This window comes from Clostridium ljungdahlii, from assembly GCF_001636845.1.
GTDB lineage: Bacteria > Bacillota > Clostridia > Clostridiales > Clostridiaceae > Clostridium_B > Clostridium_B ljungdahlii_A.
In genome coordinates this window covers 41,675-60,211 of the sequence record NZ_LITT01000035.1, presented here as the reverse complement: position 1 = coordinate 60,211, position 18,537 = coordinate 41,675, and the positions used below count along the sequence as shown (strand labels likewise).

The following is an 18,537-nucleotide window of genomic DNA, read 5'->3' as shown; positions in this document are numbered from 1 at the left end:
GTATTTGATATGGAGGTGAGGTTTTGTTTTTAGATAAATTTTTATATGTTTTGATCTGTGCTTATATAATACTGCTTCCACTTTTACCGAATAAGATGGCACTAGGAAGAATAAATATTCCTCCTGCAGATTGTATACTAGCACTTATTTTGATTGGATACTTTGTAAAACTTCTTACATCAAAAGAGTGTAGAACTAGATTTTTTTCTGGAATAAGGGATTTTATTACTAACTACCTTACTGTTTTTATGAGTATACTGGCACTTATGATGCTAATTTCAGTAAGCTATGCGTCAGATAAAAAACTTGCACTTAATGAGAGCTTTAGATTTATATCCTATATTATATTGTTTTTTATGATCAAATATGAGTGGAATAGAAAAGAACTTTTAAATGGTATTTTAGGTTCTTACATATGTACCAATATCATAATATGTGTCTATGGTATATATCAAAATTTTACGGGATTTGGCCTTAGCAATCAATTCAAAAATTATGGGTATGCAAAATTTAAAATAACTGCCACTATGGATAATCCTAATAATTTGGCAGCTTTCTTAATATTAGCCATATTCCCAATGATTATGCTAGCTGTATATGAAAAGAAAAAAGAAAGAAAGTTATTTTATTCCTTGCTGGCAGTTTTGATGCTTTTGAATCTAACATTTACAGGTTCTAGAAATGCCATTGTTGGAGTGGCAATAGGAATGGTTATATTAGTTGTTATGTATAGTCTTAAGTTTATACTACCTCTTTGTGTAATTTCAGGGGCGTCTTTATTTATACCAGAAATAAGAGAACGAATAATGGCTATAAATGATCCAGTTCAAAATCAATCTAGAATATATCTCTGGAAAATTGCACAAAAGATGATAAAAGATCATCCTTTGTTTGGGGTTGGAAATGGGAATTACATTAGTTTGTATGACAAATATACGAATATATATCCTCAATATAAATTTTATGGTTACAGTAAGTGGCCCTGCCATAATTCTTATTTAAAAATGGAGACAGAACTTGGAATTATAGGTGGAGTATCCTTTGTTGCAGTACTTTTGTCTTCACTAATAAAAGTTAAATCTTTTGTAGATACAACAAAAAGTAAATTTTATAAGCATTTTTACATAGGATTTTTAGCTTCCATGGCAGCTTTTTACGTTATGAATTTAGTTGACAACTTATTCTTTGTACCGAAAACTACAACCTACTTTTGGATACTCTTAGCAGTATCTCAGGGAATGATGTACAGGGAAAAGAAAAACGAAGGCATGTTTTTGAGTTAAGAATCACTCATGCTCCGAATATTTTTACAACCTTCAGTACGTTAAATATTTTGATAAGTCTAGGTAAAAAATTTTAGGAAATCTAAGAACTTTTGAAAACTCGTACCTCAAACAATTCAAAAGCTCTAAGCTTTCCACAAATTTTTTACAAGACTTATGGACAAAATATTTAAATGTACTTCATTATTGTAAAAATATTTCTGCGAATGAGTTGATCTTTAAGTCAAAGGCACATAGCATATTGTTTTTCTAAGTAAAATTTAAACTCATACTCAATAATATGTTGACAAAATTGAAATCACAGTTAAAAACTTTTAAAATAAGTCTTAGCGAGGTATTTTGAAAAATCTTAGAAATTTATATATGTTTGAGGTACGAGTTTATATGAGCTTCTTTAGATTTTCAAAATACCGAGCTTTAGACTTATTAAAAGTTTTTATGGTAATGAAATTTGTCAGCATATTCTGCAGTATAGTTAAATTTTTACTTAGAAGCTATTTCTAAGTGGAGGTGAAAGATATGAAGGTGCTACAGGTTATATCAGGAAATGATATAGGCGGTGGTGGAAATTATGTGTTGAATTTGAGTTTTTATTCAAAGGATAAATTTCATTCAATTATAGGTACAATAGGCGGCGGCGGCCTTTATGATAAAAGTAAAAGTATGAATATAGATACAGTAAAGTTTAAAAGAGCTGCCACCTATGATAGATACTTAATAGATTATGTAAGAGAAAATCATATTGATCTTGTAAATTTTCATGGGGCAAAAGCATTTTTTATGCACTATTTTTTAAAAAATAAAATAGATGTTCCTACAGTAGCCACGGTACATAGTGACTATAGAAGAGATTTTTTAAATAATAGGATTAAATACCTGTTTTTCACTCCACTTAGTGCACTAGGGTTAAGCAGTTTTAAACAATACATATGTGTATCGGATTATATAAAAAGCCTTTTGGATAAGCAAAAATTTATAGGAGAGAAATTTGTAGTAAATAGCGGAATGAATTTTAATAATAGAGTTATAAAGGAAAGTAGAGAAAGTATACGAGAAAGATACAATATCTTAGAAAATGATTTTGTATATGTAAATGTAGCAAGATGTCATCCTATAAAAAATCAGTTATCCCTCATAGAGGCATTTAACATGCTGAAAAAGCAAGTTAAAGATGCAAAACTGCTAATAGTTGGAGATGGGCCTATGGAAGAGACTTTGAGACAAAAAGTAGCACAGCTTCATTTAGAGAATAAAGTAATATTTACAGGCTATAAGCCAAATGCATTGGATTTTGCAAATGCAGGTGAAGTAGGAATTTTAACTTCTTTTAGTGAAGGTGGGGCACCACCTATGACTTTGCTTGAAAGTGCAGCAGTGAAAAAATATTTCATAGCGCCAGATGTAGGAGACATAGGGAAAGTTTTAGGTGATAATTTAATTTCATTAATAAATCCTAATTCTGTAGAAGATATATATAAAAGGATGAGAGAAATTTATGAGGAAAGAAATGAAATACATCTAAAAGGAGAAAAATTATATGATGCTGTAGTTAAGAAATTTTCCATAGATAGCTTTTGCACAAAATATTATAATGCTTATACTAAAATACTTTCAGAAAAATAGTTGGAGTGAAAAATATGGCAGAAAAGAAATTAATAAAAAGTTCTATTATAGTAATGCTTTTTATAATTGGCGGAAAAGTTTTGGCACTTGTAAGGGATTCCCTTATAGCTGCAAAATTTGGAGCTACCTATGTTACGGATATATATAATTTTGCATTGGGTATGGTATACCTTTTAACTACTATAAGTTACGGACTTACTACTACTTTTATACCGCTTAATTCAGAACATATCGAAAATAGCACTATAAGTGAGAGAAATAAATTTGTAAACAATGTAATAAACATAGCTTCCCTTTTTACAATAGTTCTCACAGCTGTACTCATAATATTTTCAAAGCAGATAATATATGTTTTTGGACATGGTTTTACTTCCAACAGTGTAATATTTGCTCAGTCTGTTGAAATAATAAGGATAATGTTTTTATCACTTATATTTGTAACCTTAGGGAGTGTGGTTACAGGAGTGCTTCAGTCCCATAAAAGGTTTTATGAACCTGCTGCTATGGCATTTGTATCTAACTTAGTTTATATAGTGTATTTAGTGTTCTTAACTTCTAAATATGGTATAAAGGGATTTGCAGTAGCTACAGTAATAGGATTTTTCGCTCAATTTGTAATAAATTTGCCAAGGTATAGGAAACTTAAGTATAGATATAAATTTATATTGGACTTTAAAAATAGTGATGTACATCAGATGTTTAAGTTGATGATACCTATAGTTATAAGTACCTCAGTAGTTCAATTAAATTTGTTTGTAAATAGGTGTTTTGCAAATAATATATATTTTGGAGCAGTTACAGTCCTGGACTATTCAAATAAAGTAAGTACCTTGGCTTATGAAGTTTTTGCCATAGGTATAGCTATGATTGTATATCCTACTTTATCTGAACTAGCAGTTAAAAAGGATGTTGTAAAGTATAAGAAATCCCTTATAAGTGCTATAAATACCATAATGATAATAATGATACCTGCATCAGTGGCTATAGGAATTTTAAGAGATCCACTTATAAACTTAATTTTTAGGAGAGGGGCATTTACAGCACAAGCTGCAAATTTAACTTCCAGTGCCTTATTATTTTACTGCCCTGCAATGATTGCCTATGGAGTAAGGGATATTTTAAATAAAGCATTTTATTCTGTTAAAGATGCAAAAACCCCTATGTCAAACAGTTTTGTGGGCATAATTATAAATATAATTATAAATATAATTATAATAAAATATATGAAGGTTTCAGGGCTTGCTTTAGCTACAACTATCTCTGCAGTCATTACTACCTTACTTATGATGTGGAACTTGAACAAAAAATTAGAAGGAATGAATATTAGAAAACTTCTTTTAAGTTTTGCTAAAATAGTTTGTTCTTCTGCTATTATGGGAATAGTTATATATGTTATAAACAATTTCTGTATGAATAAAATTTTCTCTATTATGCAGCAAAGTATGATTTCAATTTTCATATCTTTTATATGTGGAAGTTTAGTTTACTTTATATGTTTGTATTTTACTGGATTAGAAGAGTATAGGAACCTAATAAATGGACTTAAAAATAAAATTACAGGTTAGTTATTAAATATTTTATATAAGGAAGGTGGCAGACATTACAAAAAGACGTGTTTTGGAGATGGATGTAATAAGAGCACTTGCTATAGTTGCAGTAATAGTATTACATGTTTCTGCAACTATACTGTATAGGAGCACACCTTATTCTACCACTTACAATGTTAACTTTATATTGAATCAGTTTTCAAGGTTTTCCGTTCCTGCATTTATAATTATTTCTGGAATGGGACTCACTATAAGTTATAAAGAAGGATGCGGATACTTTAAATTTATAATTAGAAGATTTTTAAAAGTAGTACCACAGTATATAGTGTGGTGCTTACTATATATAATCATTATAACTAAGGATTTTAACATACATGCTGATTTAAGCAACATAGTATATGGAAATGTATTTTATCACTTTTATTTTGTACCTTTAATCATTGAGCTTTACATAATATTTCCTTTCATATACAAATTTATGGAAAAAAAGTGGTGGCTATTACTTAGTTTTTTAATGACATCATTTTTTATTATATATACCTATTACTTTAAAGTAGTGACTCCAGATCAGTGGTTTTGGAATAAAAAAAATTTATTTTACTGGATCTTTTATTTCTCATTAGGAGGATATATGGGAAAAAATCTAGATAATATATCCCAGAAATTAAAGAGAATTAGACCTATAGTGTGTGTTATGTTTTTACTTTCAATTTTTACACTGCTGTATAGTTTTATAACGGGAAATCAGTATGGTAAAAGTATAGACTACATTACGACTTTTCAGCGTCCTTCAGTAATTTTTTATTCTATATTTTTTGTGATCTTCATATTCAGTTTTGAATGGAAAAAAGGATTGTTTATGAAAATTATAAGGTATATATCAAATACTTCTTATGATATTTATTTATCCCAGGCAGGTATACTATATTTGTATACTCAATATTATATAGGAAGATATGTGCATCTGGATAATTTAAGCTTTGGTGTAAATGCTTTTGCAGTTACATTGATAGGATCCATAGCACTCAACGAGATAAAAAAACTTTTATAAAGAGATAGCCGGATAAAGTATATGCAATATGATATAATAAGTAAAATATAATAAGGCAGGTGAAGTAACTGATTTGTAGGTTTAAATTTACAGATCATAAAATTATGCAGACAGAAGATATAAAAATAGATGTGGATAAAGATATAAAAAGTAAATCCTTTCAATTATTTCTCAAGAGAATAGCTGATTTTATATTATCTCTTCTAGGAATAATTATACTTAGTGTAGTATTTGTAATATTGGCTATATGGATTAAATTGGATTCGAAAGGTCCTGCTATTTTCAAACAAGTTAGAGTGGGTAAAGATGGAAAGAATTTTACCATATATAAATTTAGAACTATGGTAGTAAATGCGGAAAAAAAGAGAGAATTAGATATTGATCCCGGTGATTTGGAAAATTTTATATTTCAAAGTAAGAATGATAATAGAGTAACTAAATCAGGAGCTTTTTTAAGAAAAACAAGTTTGGACGAAATTCCACAACTTTTTAATGTATTTATTGGAAATATGAGCTTGGTTGGGCCAAGACCTGAAATACCAGATGTAGTTAAATTTTATCCTGATTCGTATAAACAAAGGTTGCTTGTAACACCAGGAATAACGGGATTGGCACAAGTAAGCGGAAGAGGAGAAATAGAACTTGGAAAGACTGTATATTATGATTTGATGTATATAAAAAAGTTTTCACTGTGGATGGATATAAAAATTTTACTAAAGACAGTCTCATCTGTATTTAAAAGTGAAGGTGCATTTTAATATGTTTACAAAATTGTTAAAATATAACGTGTTTAATGGAAGTAAAATGGAGCTCATGGAATATATAGAGAAGTTTCCTAAAGTAAACATAGTTTCTGGTAATCCAGAAGTACTCTATAATGGGCTTAAAGATAATTTACTATTGACTAGTTTTACAGCAAGTAGAAGTGTAATAATTCCAGATGGAATTGGAACACTTTTGGCTTCTAAAATAGTGAAAGTGCCTATAAAAGAAAAGATAGCAGGTATAGAAATAATGGAAGATGTAATAAAAAAATGTAGTAGGGAAAATAAGCCTATATATCTTTTAGGTGCTAAGCAGGAAACACTTGAAGGGTGCAAAGAAAATCTAAAACGGAAATACCCTGAGGTTAACATAGCCGGAAGCCATAATGGATATTTTGATCTAGAAAATTGCGAAGATATAGTGTGTGATATAAAGGAAAGCAATGCTTATGCACTTTTTGTAGCTATGGGTGCTCCTAAACAGGATATATTTATAGCAAGGAATATGGACATACTTCCATGTAGGGTGTATATGGGTGTAGGAGGAAGCTTTGATGTTTTGGCGGGAAAAACTAAAAGGGCTCCAAAATGGATGATAGAACTAGGACTTGAATGGTTGTACAGAGTTTGCAAGGAACCTTATAGAATAAAGAGACTTTCTTCTATACCCAAGTTTTTATTAAAGGTTGCAGAATATAATAAAAAGTAAATGTTAAATTATGAAAACTTATATTTAAGGCTGTGTGATATTTAGTTATCAATGGCCTTAAAATTTTAAATTTTATCTTCCATTATATCTTTGAAATTAATACTCTCTAGTTCGTTAATTAGAGTGCCCTGTACCTTTGAAAGAGCATTGTGCACACCACAATGTCCTTTTTTATGGGCATTGCAATGCTCTGTATCGTATAGGCATCTGTTTAAGTAAATAGGCCCGTCTATGGCTTCAATAATATTTCTTAAAGTAATATCTTCAGGCACACGATTTAAAGCATAGCCTCCATTAACTCCTCTGAAAGATTTTACTATACCTGCTTGAGTCAGTTTCCTTAAAAGTTTAAGAAGAAATCTTAGAGGCACATTTTGATCTTTAGCTATGGTTTTGGCTTCAATTTTTTTACCGTACCCCAAATTTGACAAATAAAGTACAACTCTAAATCCATAATCTGATTCCTGTGTAATTTTCATAATACCTCCCCAAACATAAATATATTTACCTAGTTCAAAATAATGTAAATTAGGTATAACATACAGTTATATACAAGTTAATTATACCTAATTTACAGAACATTATAAAGTATAATATATTAGAAAAGATATTTTTAAGGTAATTTATCCAAACCCTCTAAAACATACCCTTTATTTTTCCAGTCTTTTATAAGCGAATCCAGTATTTCAGAGTTTGTCTTTGATACTGCATGAAGTAAAATAATGGCTCCATTATGAGTCCTGCGATTTATCATTTTTTTTGCTTCCACAGGTGAAGGTTGTTTTTGTCTATTCCAATCATTGTAAGCAAAGCTCCAAAATATGGTTTTATATCCTAATTGTTTTGTATAAAATAAGGATAATTCACTGTACTTTCCCATAGGAGGCCTAAAGAATTTAGGCATTTCTTTACCTGTAATTTCTTTATAAGTATTTTCTGTTACTGTAAATTCTCTTTCAAATCTTATAGGATCTTTTGCAGCATCTGCCATTGAAGGATGTTTTTCTGAATGATTGCATACTAGATGCCCTTCATTTACCATCCTTTTTACAAGTTCCACATTATCTTTTATATAAGGGGTAGTAACAAAGAAAGCGGCCTTAACATTGTTGGATTTTAATATATCTAAGATCTTAGAAGTATATCCGTTTTCATAACCTTCGTCAAAAGTAAGATAAAGTATTTTCTTTGAGGTATCTCCTAAATAATATCCAGAGTATTTGTTTAAGAGTTTTAGTATATCAGCAGGTTCCTCTGAAGGCATACCAGAATTATTAGGTTTGAAAAACCAATTTTTTTCTCTTCTATCTAAGTTTTGAGTGTTTAGATTTTTTAACCTAGAAGAAGCGTTATTATCATCTAGAGTAGTTATGCTTTTTGTATTTGTTAAAGTAGTTTTTCCTACCTGGTAGCCTTTAACACTATAAGGACATAGAAAAATTGTACATAGGAGAAATATGGACGTAAATTTTTTATTCAAATATAATCACCTACCTTATAAGATATATTTTATGGTATACTTAATTTAATAATTTATACTTGAGATTAATAGAGATTGCAAGAAAATTATAGCAGGGAAACGTTGTATAGCGATGTTTCCCTGTAATGCATATATTGAGTATGGAGACAAAAATATGAATAATTTTATTGAAGATGTTGAAGAAATTTATAATTTTATTAAAAAAAATACAGATGTAGAAGAGAAGATTCATTTTATAGAAACTTATAAGCAAAAATCTAATATGAAAAAAGAAATTAGCTTTTCAGAAGAATACTATAAACAGAAAATCATGAATGGAAAAAACGGAGTAGTGTATACTCCTCCGGAAATGGCAGCATTTATGGTTAAAAACTTGATAAATGTCAATGATGTAATTGAAAATCCATTTATAAAAGTAGTAGATCCTTCTTGTGGATCTGGAAATTTAATTTGTAAGTGTTTTCTATACTTAAATCAAATATTCATTAAAAATATTGAAGTTATAAATAGTAAAAACAATTTAAATTTGAAACTAAAAGATATAAGTTACCATATAGTACATAACAATCTATTTGGATTTGATGTAGATGAAACTGCAATAAAAGTTTTAAAAATAGACTTGTTTTTGATCAGCAATCAGTTCAGTGAAAAAAATTTTCAAGTAAAGGATTTTCTGGTGGAAAATATAGATAGAAAATTTGATGTGTTTATAGGAAATCCTCCATATATAGGACATAAATCTGTAGATTCTAGCTATTCATATATTTTAAGAAAAATATATGGAAGTATATATAGAGATAAAGGAGACATATCTTACTGTTTTTTTCAAAAGTCATTAAAGTGTTTAAAAGAGGGAGGGAAACTAGTTTTTGTTACTTCTAGGTATTTTTGTGAATCTTGCAGCGGAAAAGAACTTAGGAAGTTTTTAATTGAAAATACCTCTATTTATAAAATTATAGATTTTTATGGTATAAGACCTTTTAAAAGAGTAGGTATAGATCCGATGATAATATTTTTAGTAAGAACAAAAAATTGCAACAATAATATAGAAATCATAAGACCCAATAAAAGTGAAAAAGAGGAAAAATATAAATTCCTTGATTCTTTGTTTTTAGATAAATCTGAAAAATGCAAAAAATTTTCTATTCCTCAAAAGTCTATAAATAGTGATGGATGGGTATTTGTTGATGAAGTTGAGAAAAATATAATGGATAAAATAGAAGCAAAAAGTGAATTTATTTTAAAGGATATATGCCATAGTTATCAGGGTATAATAACGGGATGCGACAGGGCTTTTATAGTTGATAGAGACACAATAAATAGTAGAAAAATTGAATTAAGGTTAATAAAACCCTGGGTGAAAAGCAGCCATATACGAAAAAACGAAGTAATTAAAGGTGAAAAATTTATTATATACTCAAATTTAATACAAAATGAGATAGAATGTCCTAATGCTATAAAGTATATAAGGCAGTACAAAAAAAGCTTATGGAAAGAAGAGAATGTAAAAAAGGAACGAGAAAGTGGTATGAGCTTCAATGGGGGAGAAAACCGGAAATTTTCGAAGAAAAGAAAATTGTATTCCCATACAAATCATGTGACAATAGATTTGCTCTTGATAAGGGAAGCTATTTTAGTGCAGATATATATTCCTTAGTATTAAAAAAAAATGTACCTTTTACCTATGAAATACTTTTAAATATATTAAACAGTCCTTTGTATGAATTTTACTTTAAAACTTTCGCAAAAAAATTAGGAGAAAATCTATACGAGTATTATCCTAATAATCTGATGAAATTGTGTATCCCTTTTATTGATTTTCGAGGAGAAAATAATGTAAAAAAAAGGTTGTATGATTTTTTTCGGCTTACAGATAAGGAAATTGAAATTGTAGAAAAGATAAAAGATAATTGCTGAGTTCGTATTTAGTAATTATCTTTTTAAATTTTACTAAAAAAATTATCAATATGTGTTTAAAAATATAATGGATGGTAAAAATAAATAATAAAATTACTAATAAAAAAAGAAGGAAAATTATTCCAAACGGAGAATAGTATTAAAGTACAGGTTTTGACTTTATGGAGGGTTACTAATTAAAAATTACAACTATATGTACACATTTTTGGTTTATTGTAACTCTAGATTAAAAATGAAAGAAGGGGGGTAAAAGTGTCTGGCTCGGACTATGCATTATTTATGCATATGACTAAAATTCTTAGTATGAATTTCAGTCATATAACAATATGCCTTTATTGTTATATGGTAAATTAAAGTTAAAATTGAGATTTTAACGCTGAGGCTATATATGGCAGGTGTCTTATTTAGTATAGCTTTAGTAGAGCTTTAGATAATATATGAATTTGGAATTTAATGTAAAGGACAATAAACTTATAGTTTATATGAGAGGAGAACTAGATCATCATAGTGCAGAAGAAGTGAGAAATAAAATAGATGATAGATTGGATAGAGAGGGTTTAAACAAGTTGATAATGGATTTCTCAGGAGTAAGCTTTATGGATAGTTCTGGAATAGGGGTGGTAATAGGAAGGTATAAAAAACTAAATTCTGCAGATGGCAGCGTATGTATTGTAGGTGCAATCAATTCAGTAAAAAGAGTATTTGAACTTTCAGGTATGTTTAAAATTATAGGACTTTATGACAGCGTTGCGGAAGCACTTCAGAATATTTAATGGGGGGATAAATTATGTACGATAACAGTATGAAAATAGAGTTTATAAGTAAATCACAAAATGAAAGCTTTGCCAGGGTCTCAGTAGCAGCTTTTGTGTCACAACTTGATCCTACAGTGGAGGAATTGGCAGATGTAAAAACTGCAGTTTCAGAGGCAGTTACAAACTCTATTATTCATGGCTATGAAAATAAAGAAGGTGTAGTTAAAATTCAAGCCTTTATTAAAGAAAAAGAACTTACTTTGATAGTAGAAGACCAAGGTGTAGGTATAGAAAATATAGAACTCGCTAGACAACCCCTTTATACTTCAAGACCTGATCTTGAGAGATCAGGTATGGGATTTACTGTAATGGAAACTTTTATGGATTCCCTTAAAGTAGAATCTGAAAAAAACAAAGGGACAAGATTAACTATGAAAAAAGTTTTTAATTCATTAAGTTAGGTGAATAGTATGAGTGAGGAAACAGCAAAAAAATTAAAATATAGTTATAATGATAATTTGGAATTGATTAAATATGCAAAAAAAGGAGATAAAGATGCCCTAAATAAATTGGTAGAATTGAATTTACCATTAGTGGCGTCTATAAGTAAAAAATTTCTAAATAGGGGATACGAGTATGAAGATATATTTCAAATAGGTTGTATGGGACTTATGAAAGCAGTAAATAATTTCAATGAAGAATACAATGTAAAATTTTCTACATATGCTGTACCCATGATATTAGGGGAGATAAAACGCTTCTTAAGGGATGACGGAATGATAAAAGTAAGCCGAAGTGTAAAAAATACTGCAAAAAAACTCCACTATGACAGAGAAGCACTTACTAAAAAATTGAATAGGGAACCTACAATACAAGAATTAGCAGAGTATTCTGGAGTAGAAGTAGAAGAACTGATTTTTGCCACAGAATCTGCTAGCAGTTTGCAGTATCTGTATGATACTATACATCAAGATGATGGTTCACCAGTGCTTTTGATAGATAAGATAAGTGAAAATCCAAAGGAAGATGTAGAGATGGTGGATAAAATTGCACTTAAAGAAGCTTTGAACAATTTAGATGTGAAATCGAGACAAATTATAATGCTGAGATATTTTAAAGATAAAACTCAGGTACAGGTAGCAAAGATGTTAGGTATAAATCAAGTACAGGTTTCTAGAATTGAGAAAAAAGTGTTAAAAGCTATGAAAGAAATTTTAACAGGTTAATATATGTTTTTAAACAGTTGACAATTGATGGTGGGAAATTGAAAGTTATGGATGATTTTCTTACGTTAACGCTTCAGAAAAATTCTACTTCAACTGCCAACTGTTCATTGTTAACTTTTAAGCAGATTTATCTATAAAAGGGGATGTTCAAAGCAATTTAAAAAATTGCGATTGCACATCCCCTTTAAATTAAATCAATATATAGTTAATTTCCTGTACTAGGAACTGTAGTAGGTAAATTGTTAACATCCTTTGAGTTTTCATCGTTGGTAGTGTCTTTTTTATCTTTAGTGTTTGTATCAGTAGTTGTATTATTGTTTGTATTAGTATTAGTATTATTAGGATTATCATTTGTATTATTATCAGAATTCCAGTTATTTTTATTAGTAGCGTTATTTTTTTTGTTTTTGCTCCCAGGCAAGTTATCAAGTGCATTCCATGAATGAGATACATTACAATAATCTGAGGGAACTGTTCCATCTATAAAATATTCAGTATAAACTTTATCACCTGTAGGATCTGTATGACAATCTGAAACAGGAAGTTTTCCTGATTTAGAACATATAGGAGAAGTTACAACCCCATCTGGCATTTCAATATCTTTTGCCTCTAAACCTTGATGGAAAGGAGACATTATATTAGCCCAAAGCTGGGCTGCAGAGTTACTGCTTAAGGAGCCATCTAATACAGAATCATCATCATTACCAATCCACACTGCAGCGGAATAATAAGGAGTTAGTCCTACAAACCACAGATCTTTTCTATCCTCAGAAGTACCTGTTTTACCACTTACAGGCATGCCTCCTAAGTTAGCATTGCTACCAGTTCCTTCTGCACTTACAGGGCCTTTTAACATCTGATATAGCACATAGGCACTTTGTGGAGAAAGTGCTTTTTTAGTTTGGGTTTTATTATCAAGTAAAACTGTACCATTTCTATTTACTACTGTAGTGTAAAGTTTTGGAGTAGTGTATTTCCCATAATTTCCAAAAGTCCCATAAGCAGCAGACATCAAAAGTGTATTTGTACCGTGATGGAGCTCTCCAAGGGAAAGTGCTGCTATACTGGATCTATCATGCTCGTCTAAAGTTATACCAAATTTTTCTGCATAATCAGCTCCGGTTTTTAAACCCATTCTATCTTCTACTTTGACTGCTACTGTATTTAATGATTTAGTTAAGGCAGTTCTTAAAGTTACAGTTCCGAAATCAGTATCTTCATCATTTTTAGGGTCATAAGGTTCTCCATTAGAAGCATATTTATTTGCAAGTTCAGGTGATAATGGAGAAGAATCTACTGTGGAAGCTGCAGTAAATTGCTTTGAATCTACAGCAGGGCTGTATACAGTTAAAGGTTTTATGCTGGAACCTGAAGGCCTTAAATATTTTTCGGATGCAGCTCTGTTGAAAGATCTAGCTGGCTGGCTTCCCCTTCCACCAACTAATGCCTTTACCTCACCTGTATGATAATTCATGACTACAGCAGAAGCCTGAGGTTGAACTATTCCATTTTTATCTGCAGATGAAGAATTAAAAATACTGTCGTTATTTAAGGTATTTTCAGTTTTTTCCTGTAAGTCTTCATTCATAGTAGTATGTATTTTTAAACCACCATACATAAGTAAATTTTCAATCTGTTCATCTGTATATTTGTATTTGGATTTTAGATCTTTTTCTACTGCATTTATAACAGGTACAGTAAACCATTCATTGTTATATCCATTATTTACAGTAGGTTGAGACATTATATCCAGTTTACCATTTGCAATGTCGTTTACAGCAGTTGTGTACTGATCCTTTGATATATATCCATTCTCATACATTTTTTTTATTACAGTAGTAGTTCTGTTTAAATATATAGATGGATTTTTTTTAGCTGTAGGGGAATAAGGATAATATACAGAAGGACTTTGAGGCATACCTGCAATAAAAGCACACTCAATTAAGTTTAAATCTTTTGCTGATTTGCCAAAGTACTGTTTGGCAGCGGCTTCAACACCTAATGCTCTTCCTCCTAAATAAATTGTGTTCATGTAAGCCTCAAGTATTTGAGTTTTACTCAATTTCTTTTCAAGTTTTAAGGAAAGATATATTTCTTGCATTTTTCTCTTATAAGATATTTGAGAAGATAAATATATATTTCTAACCAATTGTTGGGTTATGGTAGATGCACCTTGAATTCCAGTATTTCCACTAAATTTGCTTTTAATATCTATAAATACTACACCTATGAGTCTTTTTAAGTCTATGCCTTTATGTTTATAAAATCGTTCATCTTCTATACTTACGAAAGCATTTTTTAAATTTTGGGGCATACTGCTAAAAGGTATTACCGTCCTTTGCTGTGGGGTAACTAGTACGTCCATTAAATTATTTTTATCATCATATAGAACGGAAGGTTCGTTTAAATTCGATATTTGGCTTATGTCTAGTGGAGGAGAATTTTTTATAACAGCTGCAGTTAAACCCAATGCTGCAGCAAATACCAATGCTAATAATCCACATAAAATTGCAGCTCCATGTTTAAAAACCTTTTTTCGAGCCTTTTTACGCTTTTTGACCATAAATTTCCTCCTTATTTTGAAGTGTACATTTTTTAAATTATTATAACATAAATTAAATCTTTAGGTAAATACACGAAGTTATTGTCATATATATATTATGTATCAAATCATAAGGATGTGGAAGAGATAAAAAAATTTAAAGTTCCCATTAAGAAAATGAAAATTGTATTAATAATATCTGTTATAACTTTATTTACAGTAATGTGTCTCTATTTTGTAAATTCAAGGATAACTCCTGCTATAATTACAGCTTCAGATGTAGAAATCAGAGCTGTAGTTACACAAACTATAAACTCAGTTATAATGCAGGAGTATTCAAAACAATTTAGTTATAAAGACATTATACAGGTGGAAAAGGATAAGGAAGATAATATAGTTATGGTTAGAGCAGATACCCTAAAAATGAATAAAATCGCTTGTGATGTGGCATTGGAATCCCAAAACAAGCTAAGAAATGTAGGAAAAGTTGGCTTGAAGATTCCCATGGGATATATAATGAAAAACAATTTGCTAGCGTTTTTTGGACCTAGCATTACAATTAAGATGCAGCCTATAGGGTACATAGAGACTAAATATTTGTCAAGCTTTGAAAGTGCAGGCATAAATCAATCTAGACATAAAATAAGTGTGCAGGTAAAGACAAATATGAGGGTAATGATTCCCTTTGGAAGTGAGGATATACAGGTAAAAAATGAAGTACCTATATCAGAAACAATTATAGTGGGAAAAGTACCAGAAACGGCCATAGATTTAGGCCTTGATAAAACCGGAGTTAAGTTAAAATCCAGTAATTAAATAATGGCAAAGCTCAATGTTAAAAAGAGCTTTGCCATTATCAATGAATCTTACTTAGTGGGAGCTTGTTTTTTCCACTAAGTTTAGATGAATTATCTAGGGGTGTAGCTACTGTTATCTCCCACTTTGATAGAAGTGGAAGTATTACAGTAGGTAGCCATCAGATAAACAAAATTATTCCCAGTTAAATATATAAGGTACATTTCTATAATAATCTCCATAATTTAATCCATAACCTGCAACAAATACATCGGGAATTTCGAAACAACAAAAATCTGGAGTCAATGAAATTTTTCTTCTGTCAGGCTTGTCTAGAAGAACGCAGCATTTTACACTGGAAGCACCTAGAGATTTTACATGGTCTATAGCAAAGTCCATAGTAATACCTGTATCTGTTATGTCATCTACAATTAAAACATCATATCCTTTTATGTCATCTAATATATCATTTACAATTTTTATTTCACCAGATGATGTTTCAGAATTTCCATAACTTGAAGTTGTCATAAATCCTATTTTTACAGGAAGTTTTATTTGTCTTACTAAATCTGCTGTAAATATGAAACTTCCTCTTAAAAGTGATAATACATATAAATTTTTATCTTTATATTTAGTGGTTATTATTTTACCTACTTCTTCTATCCTCTTTCCAATTCGTTCTTGGGATATCAATATGTTTTTTGATTTATTTTCCATAATATTCCTCCGTGGTGTATATTAAATTAATGATTGCCATAATATAAAATTATATTATCAATATTAACAAGATTTCTGAAAATTTTCAATGACCTGAAGTAATGTGTTTACAATGTTTTTTATTTAGTATAGAATTATACGATAGCTATAAACTCAATTTTTGTGTATACAAAATTTTGATTTAATATAAAAATAATATGAAGTAATCAATTTATAATGAACAATTCACAAGTAAAGACGATTTTCTGTTGTAACAGAAAACCTACTGAAATTGTAGACTGTGAATTGATAGATATGGAGATGATATTTTGATATATGGAAATACAGAAGGAATAAAAAATTCGACATTAGATGAATTGGAAAAGATTTATGATATAAGAGTTTCAAAAGAAAGCATATGCAGCAGGGAAATTGTAGAAGTGCTCTCTAGAATTACTACTTATTTAAATAGAGAATTAAGCCTTGCAATTGATAAAAGAGGAATAATCGTAAGCATATCTGTTGGAGATAGTAGTACTGTGAGTATTACTGAAATTGAGGCAAATCAAAATAAACTCTGTGGTATTAGGATAGTACATACCCATCCTAATGGAGATTCGAGACTTTCCGAAATTGATATTTCAGCCTTAGTAAAATTAAGATTAGACTGCATAGCGGCTATAGGGGTTGACAAGGATGGCGTTACAGGTATTACTATAGGATTTTGTAAGGTAAAAGATGGAGAAGTTATAAGTGAAGTTTCAGAAAAGCTTACTTTAGAGGACGCAGTTAATTTTAATATAGTACAAAAAGTAAATGAAATAGAAAAGTCGATGAATGATGAATATGTACTGCAGGAAGAAGGAGAGAGAGCATTACTTGTGGGCACAGATACTGAAGACAGCTTGGATGAATTAAAGGAACTGGCAAAAGCCTGTAATGTTAATGTGCTAGAAAAAATACTTCAAAAAAGAGATACTATAGATACTGCTTTTTACGTAGGAAAGGGAAAAGTAAGTGAGATAGCATTAATTGCACAGCTCAGTGGTGCAAATATAGTAATTTTTGATGATGAATTATCTGGTTCTCAAGTTAGAAACTTAGAAGAAAACCTAGGAATAAAAGTAATAGATAGAACTACTCTCATACTTCATATATTTGCTTCAAGGGCAAGAAGTAAGGAATCTAAGTTACAGGTGGAGCTTGCACAGCTAAAATACAGGTTAGCTAGGCTTTCAGGACTCGGTATAGTTCTATCAAGAACTGGAGGAGGAATAGGTACTAGAGGACCTGGTGAAAAGAAGTTGGAAACCGATAGAAGACATATAAGAGAAAAGATATATGAAATTAGTAAAGAACTGAAGAAAATAAAGCAGGTTAGAAAAACTCAAAGAAAGAAAAGAGATGAGATAAACAAGGTATCACTGGTGGGGTATACTAATTCGGGTAAATCTACTTTAAGAAATAAATTGTGTGAAATAGCTGTTACTAGAGAAAATGTAAATAAGGAAAAAGTATTTGAAGCAGATATGTTATTTGCTACTTTGGACACTACTACTAGGGCTGTGGAATTGGAAGATGGCAGAACAATTGCAGTGACAGATACCGTAGGTTTTATAAAAAAACTTCCTCATGATCTGGTAGAAGCATTTAAATCTACTTTAGAAGAAGTACAATATGCTGATTTATTATTACATGTAGTAGATGCATCATCTGATTATGCAGAAGAACAGATAGATGCAGTAAATGAAGTACTGAGCGAACTGGAAGTAAATGATAAACCTGTACTTATCGTATTAAACAAAATTGACAAATTGGAAGATACTAAATTGAGCAGTATAAAAGATAGATATAAAAATTCAAATGCAATATTTATATCAGCTAGATATGGTACAAATTTAAATGAGCTCTTGAAAAGAGTATTGGAAATGCTTCCTCATAACATAAAAAAAGCAGAATATTTAATTCCTTATACAGAACAGTCTGCAGTGTCATTTATTCACAAATATTGTAAGGTAAAGAATGAAGATTATAGGGAAGATGGCACCTATGTAAATGCACTTGTAGATAAAAAAACATACAATAAATTTAAGAAGTTTATAATTAACCCAAAATAATTGGACATTTAAAAAGAGAGTATTAGTATGAA

The 18,537-nt window shown here is 30.0% G+C and carries 15 protein-coding genes and 1 pseudogene; 12 read left to right on the top strand and 4 right to left on the bottom strand.

Annotated elements, in window-relative coordinates:
* The first annotated feature begins 23 nt into the window (after nucleotides 1-23).
* From WY13_RS12745 to WY13_RS12720, 6 genes are all read left to right on the top strand, one after another.
* The gene (locus WY13_RS12745; protein WP_063556019.1) at nucleotides 24-1,283 is read left to right on the top strand and encodes an O-antigen ligase family protein; all 1,260 of its coding nucleotides are present in this window, start codon (nucleotides 24-26) and stop codon (nucleotides 1,281-1,283) included.
* 519 nt (nucleotides 1,284-1,802) lie between these two features.
* Nucleotides 1,803-2,906 (top strand): glycosyltransferase family 4 protein, encoded by a 1,104-nt coding sequence (locus WY13_RS12740; protein ID WP_063556018.1) that lies wholly within the window; start codon nucleotides 1,803-1,805, stop codon nucleotides 2,904-2,906.
* Nucleotides 2,907-2,920: 14 nt separating this feature from the next.
* Nucleotides 2,921-4,471: a murein biosynthesis integral membrane protein MurJ gene (gene murJ / locus WY13_RS12735; protein WP_063556017.1), complete on the top strand. Its 1,551-nt coding sequence runs from the start codon at nucleotides 2,921-2,923 to the stop codon at nucleotides 4,469-4,471.
* A 25-nt stretch (nucleotides 4,472-4,496) separates the two neighbouring features.
* Nucleotides 4,497-5,504, top strand: coding sequence for an acyltransferase (locus tag WY13_RS12730; RefSeq protein WP_242866490.1), 1,008 nt, complete (start codon nucleotides 4,497-4,499; stop codon nucleotides 5,502-5,504).
* A 104-nt stretch (nucleotides 5,505-5,608) separates the two neighbouring features.
* Entirely contained in the window at nucleotides 5,609-6,262 is a 654-nt protein-coding gene (locus WY13_RS12725) for a sugar transferase (protein ID WP_063556016.1), read from the top strand.
* A gap of 1 nt (nucleotide 6,263) precedes the next feature.
* The gene (locus WY13_RS12720; protein ID WP_063556015.1) at nucleotides 6,264-6,977 is read left to right on the top strand and encodes a WecB/TagA/CpsF family glycosyltransferase; all 714 of its coding nucleotides are present in this window, start codon (nucleotides 6,264-6,266) and stop codon (nucleotides 6,975-6,977) included.
* A 65-nt stretch (nucleotides 6,978-7,042) separates the two neighbouring features.
* On the opposite strand, the gene WY13_RS12715 is transcribed toward WY13_RS12720, so the two are convergent.
* Together WY13_RS12715 and pdaA are read right to left on the bottom strand one after the other, a co-directional pair.
* Complete coding sequence (locus WY13_RS12715) at nucleotides 7,043-7,456, bottom strand: RrF2 family transcriptional regulator (protein WP_063556014.1); 414 nt, start codon at nucleotides 7,454-7,456, stop codon at nucleotides 7,043-7,045.
* Between the two features lie 134 nt (nucleotides 7,457-7,590).
* Nucleotides 7,591-8,457, bottom strand: a complete 867-nt coding sequence (gene pdaA, locus WY13_RS12710; protein ID WP_063556013.1) for a delta-lactam-biosynthetic de-N-acetylase — start codon at nucleotides 8,455-8,457, stop codon at nucleotides 7,591-7,593.
* A 154-nt stretch (nucleotides 8,458-8,611) separates the two neighbouring features.
* Here pdaA and WY13_RS12705 point away from each other — a divergent pair.
* The 4 genes and pseudogenes from WY13_RS12705 (at nucleotide 8,612) to sigF (ending at nucleotide 12,355) form a co-directional block, all read left to right on the top strand.
* Nucleotides 8,612-10,374 (top strand): annotated as a pseudogene (locus tag WY13_RS12705) (Eco57I restriction-modification methylase domain-containing protein).
* 437 nt (nucleotides 10,375-10,811) lie between these two features.
* A complete protein-coding gene (spoIIAA, locus tag WY13_RS12700; RefSeq protein WP_063556012.1) occupies nucleotides 10,812-11,147 on the top strand; it encodes an anti-sigma F factor antagonist in 336 nt (111 codons plus the stop codon).
* A 14-nt stretch (nucleotides 11,148-11,161) separates the two neighbouring features.
* Complete coding sequence (gene spoIIAB, locus WY13_RS12695) at nucleotides 11,162-11,590, top strand: anti-sigma F factor (RefSeq protein ID WP_013240024.1); 429 nt, start codon at nucleotides 11,162-11,164, stop codon at nucleotides 11,588-11,590.
* 9 nt (nucleotides 11,591-11,599) lie between these two features.
* Nucleotides 11,600-12,355 carry an RNA polymerase sporulation sigma factor SigF gene (gene sigF / locus WY13_RS12690; RefSeq protein WP_063556011.1) on the top strand — a complete coding sequence of 252 codons (756 nt, stop codon included), beginning with the start codon at nucleotides 11,600-11,602 and terminating at the stop codon, nucleotides 12,353-12,355.
* Nucleotides 12,356-12,560: 205 nt separating this feature from the next.
* Here the strand turns inward: sigF and WY13_RS12685 are convergent, their stop codons facing one another.
* Nucleotides 12,561-14,918 (bottom strand): transglycosylase domain-containing protein, encoded by a 2,358-nt coding sequence (locus WY13_RS12685; RefSeq protein WP_063556010.1) that lies wholly within the window; start codon nucleotides 14,916-14,918, stop codon nucleotides 12,561-12,563.
* Between the two features lie 156 nt (nucleotides 14,919-15,074).
* On the opposite strand from WY13_RS12685, the gene yunB reads away from it, so the two are divergent.
* Complete coding sequence (yunB, locus tag WY13_RS12680) at nucleotides 15,075-15,713, top strand: sporulation protein YunB (protein WP_063556229.1); 639 nt, start codon at nucleotides 15,075-15,077, stop codon at nucleotides 15,711-15,713.
* 174 nt (nucleotides 15,714-15,887) lie between these two features.
* Here yunB and hpt read toward each other — a convergent pair whose 3' ends face one another.
* Complete coding sequence (hpt, locus tag WY13_RS12675) at nucleotides 15,888-16,409, bottom strand: hypoxanthine phosphoribosyltransferase (protein WP_063556009.1); 522 nt, start codon at nucleotides 16,407-16,409, stop codon at nucleotides 15,888-15,890.
* Nucleotides 16,410-16,717: 308 nt separating this feature from the next.
* Here hpt and hflX point away from each other — a divergent pair, with 308 nt between their 5' ends.
* Complete coding sequence (gene hflX / locus WY13_RS12670; protein ID WP_063556008.1) at nucleotides 16,718-18,505, top strand: GTPase HflX; 1,788 nt, start codon at nucleotides 16,718-16,720, stop codon at nucleotides 18,503-18,505.
* Nucleotides 18,506-18,537 lie beyond the last annotated feature (32 nt).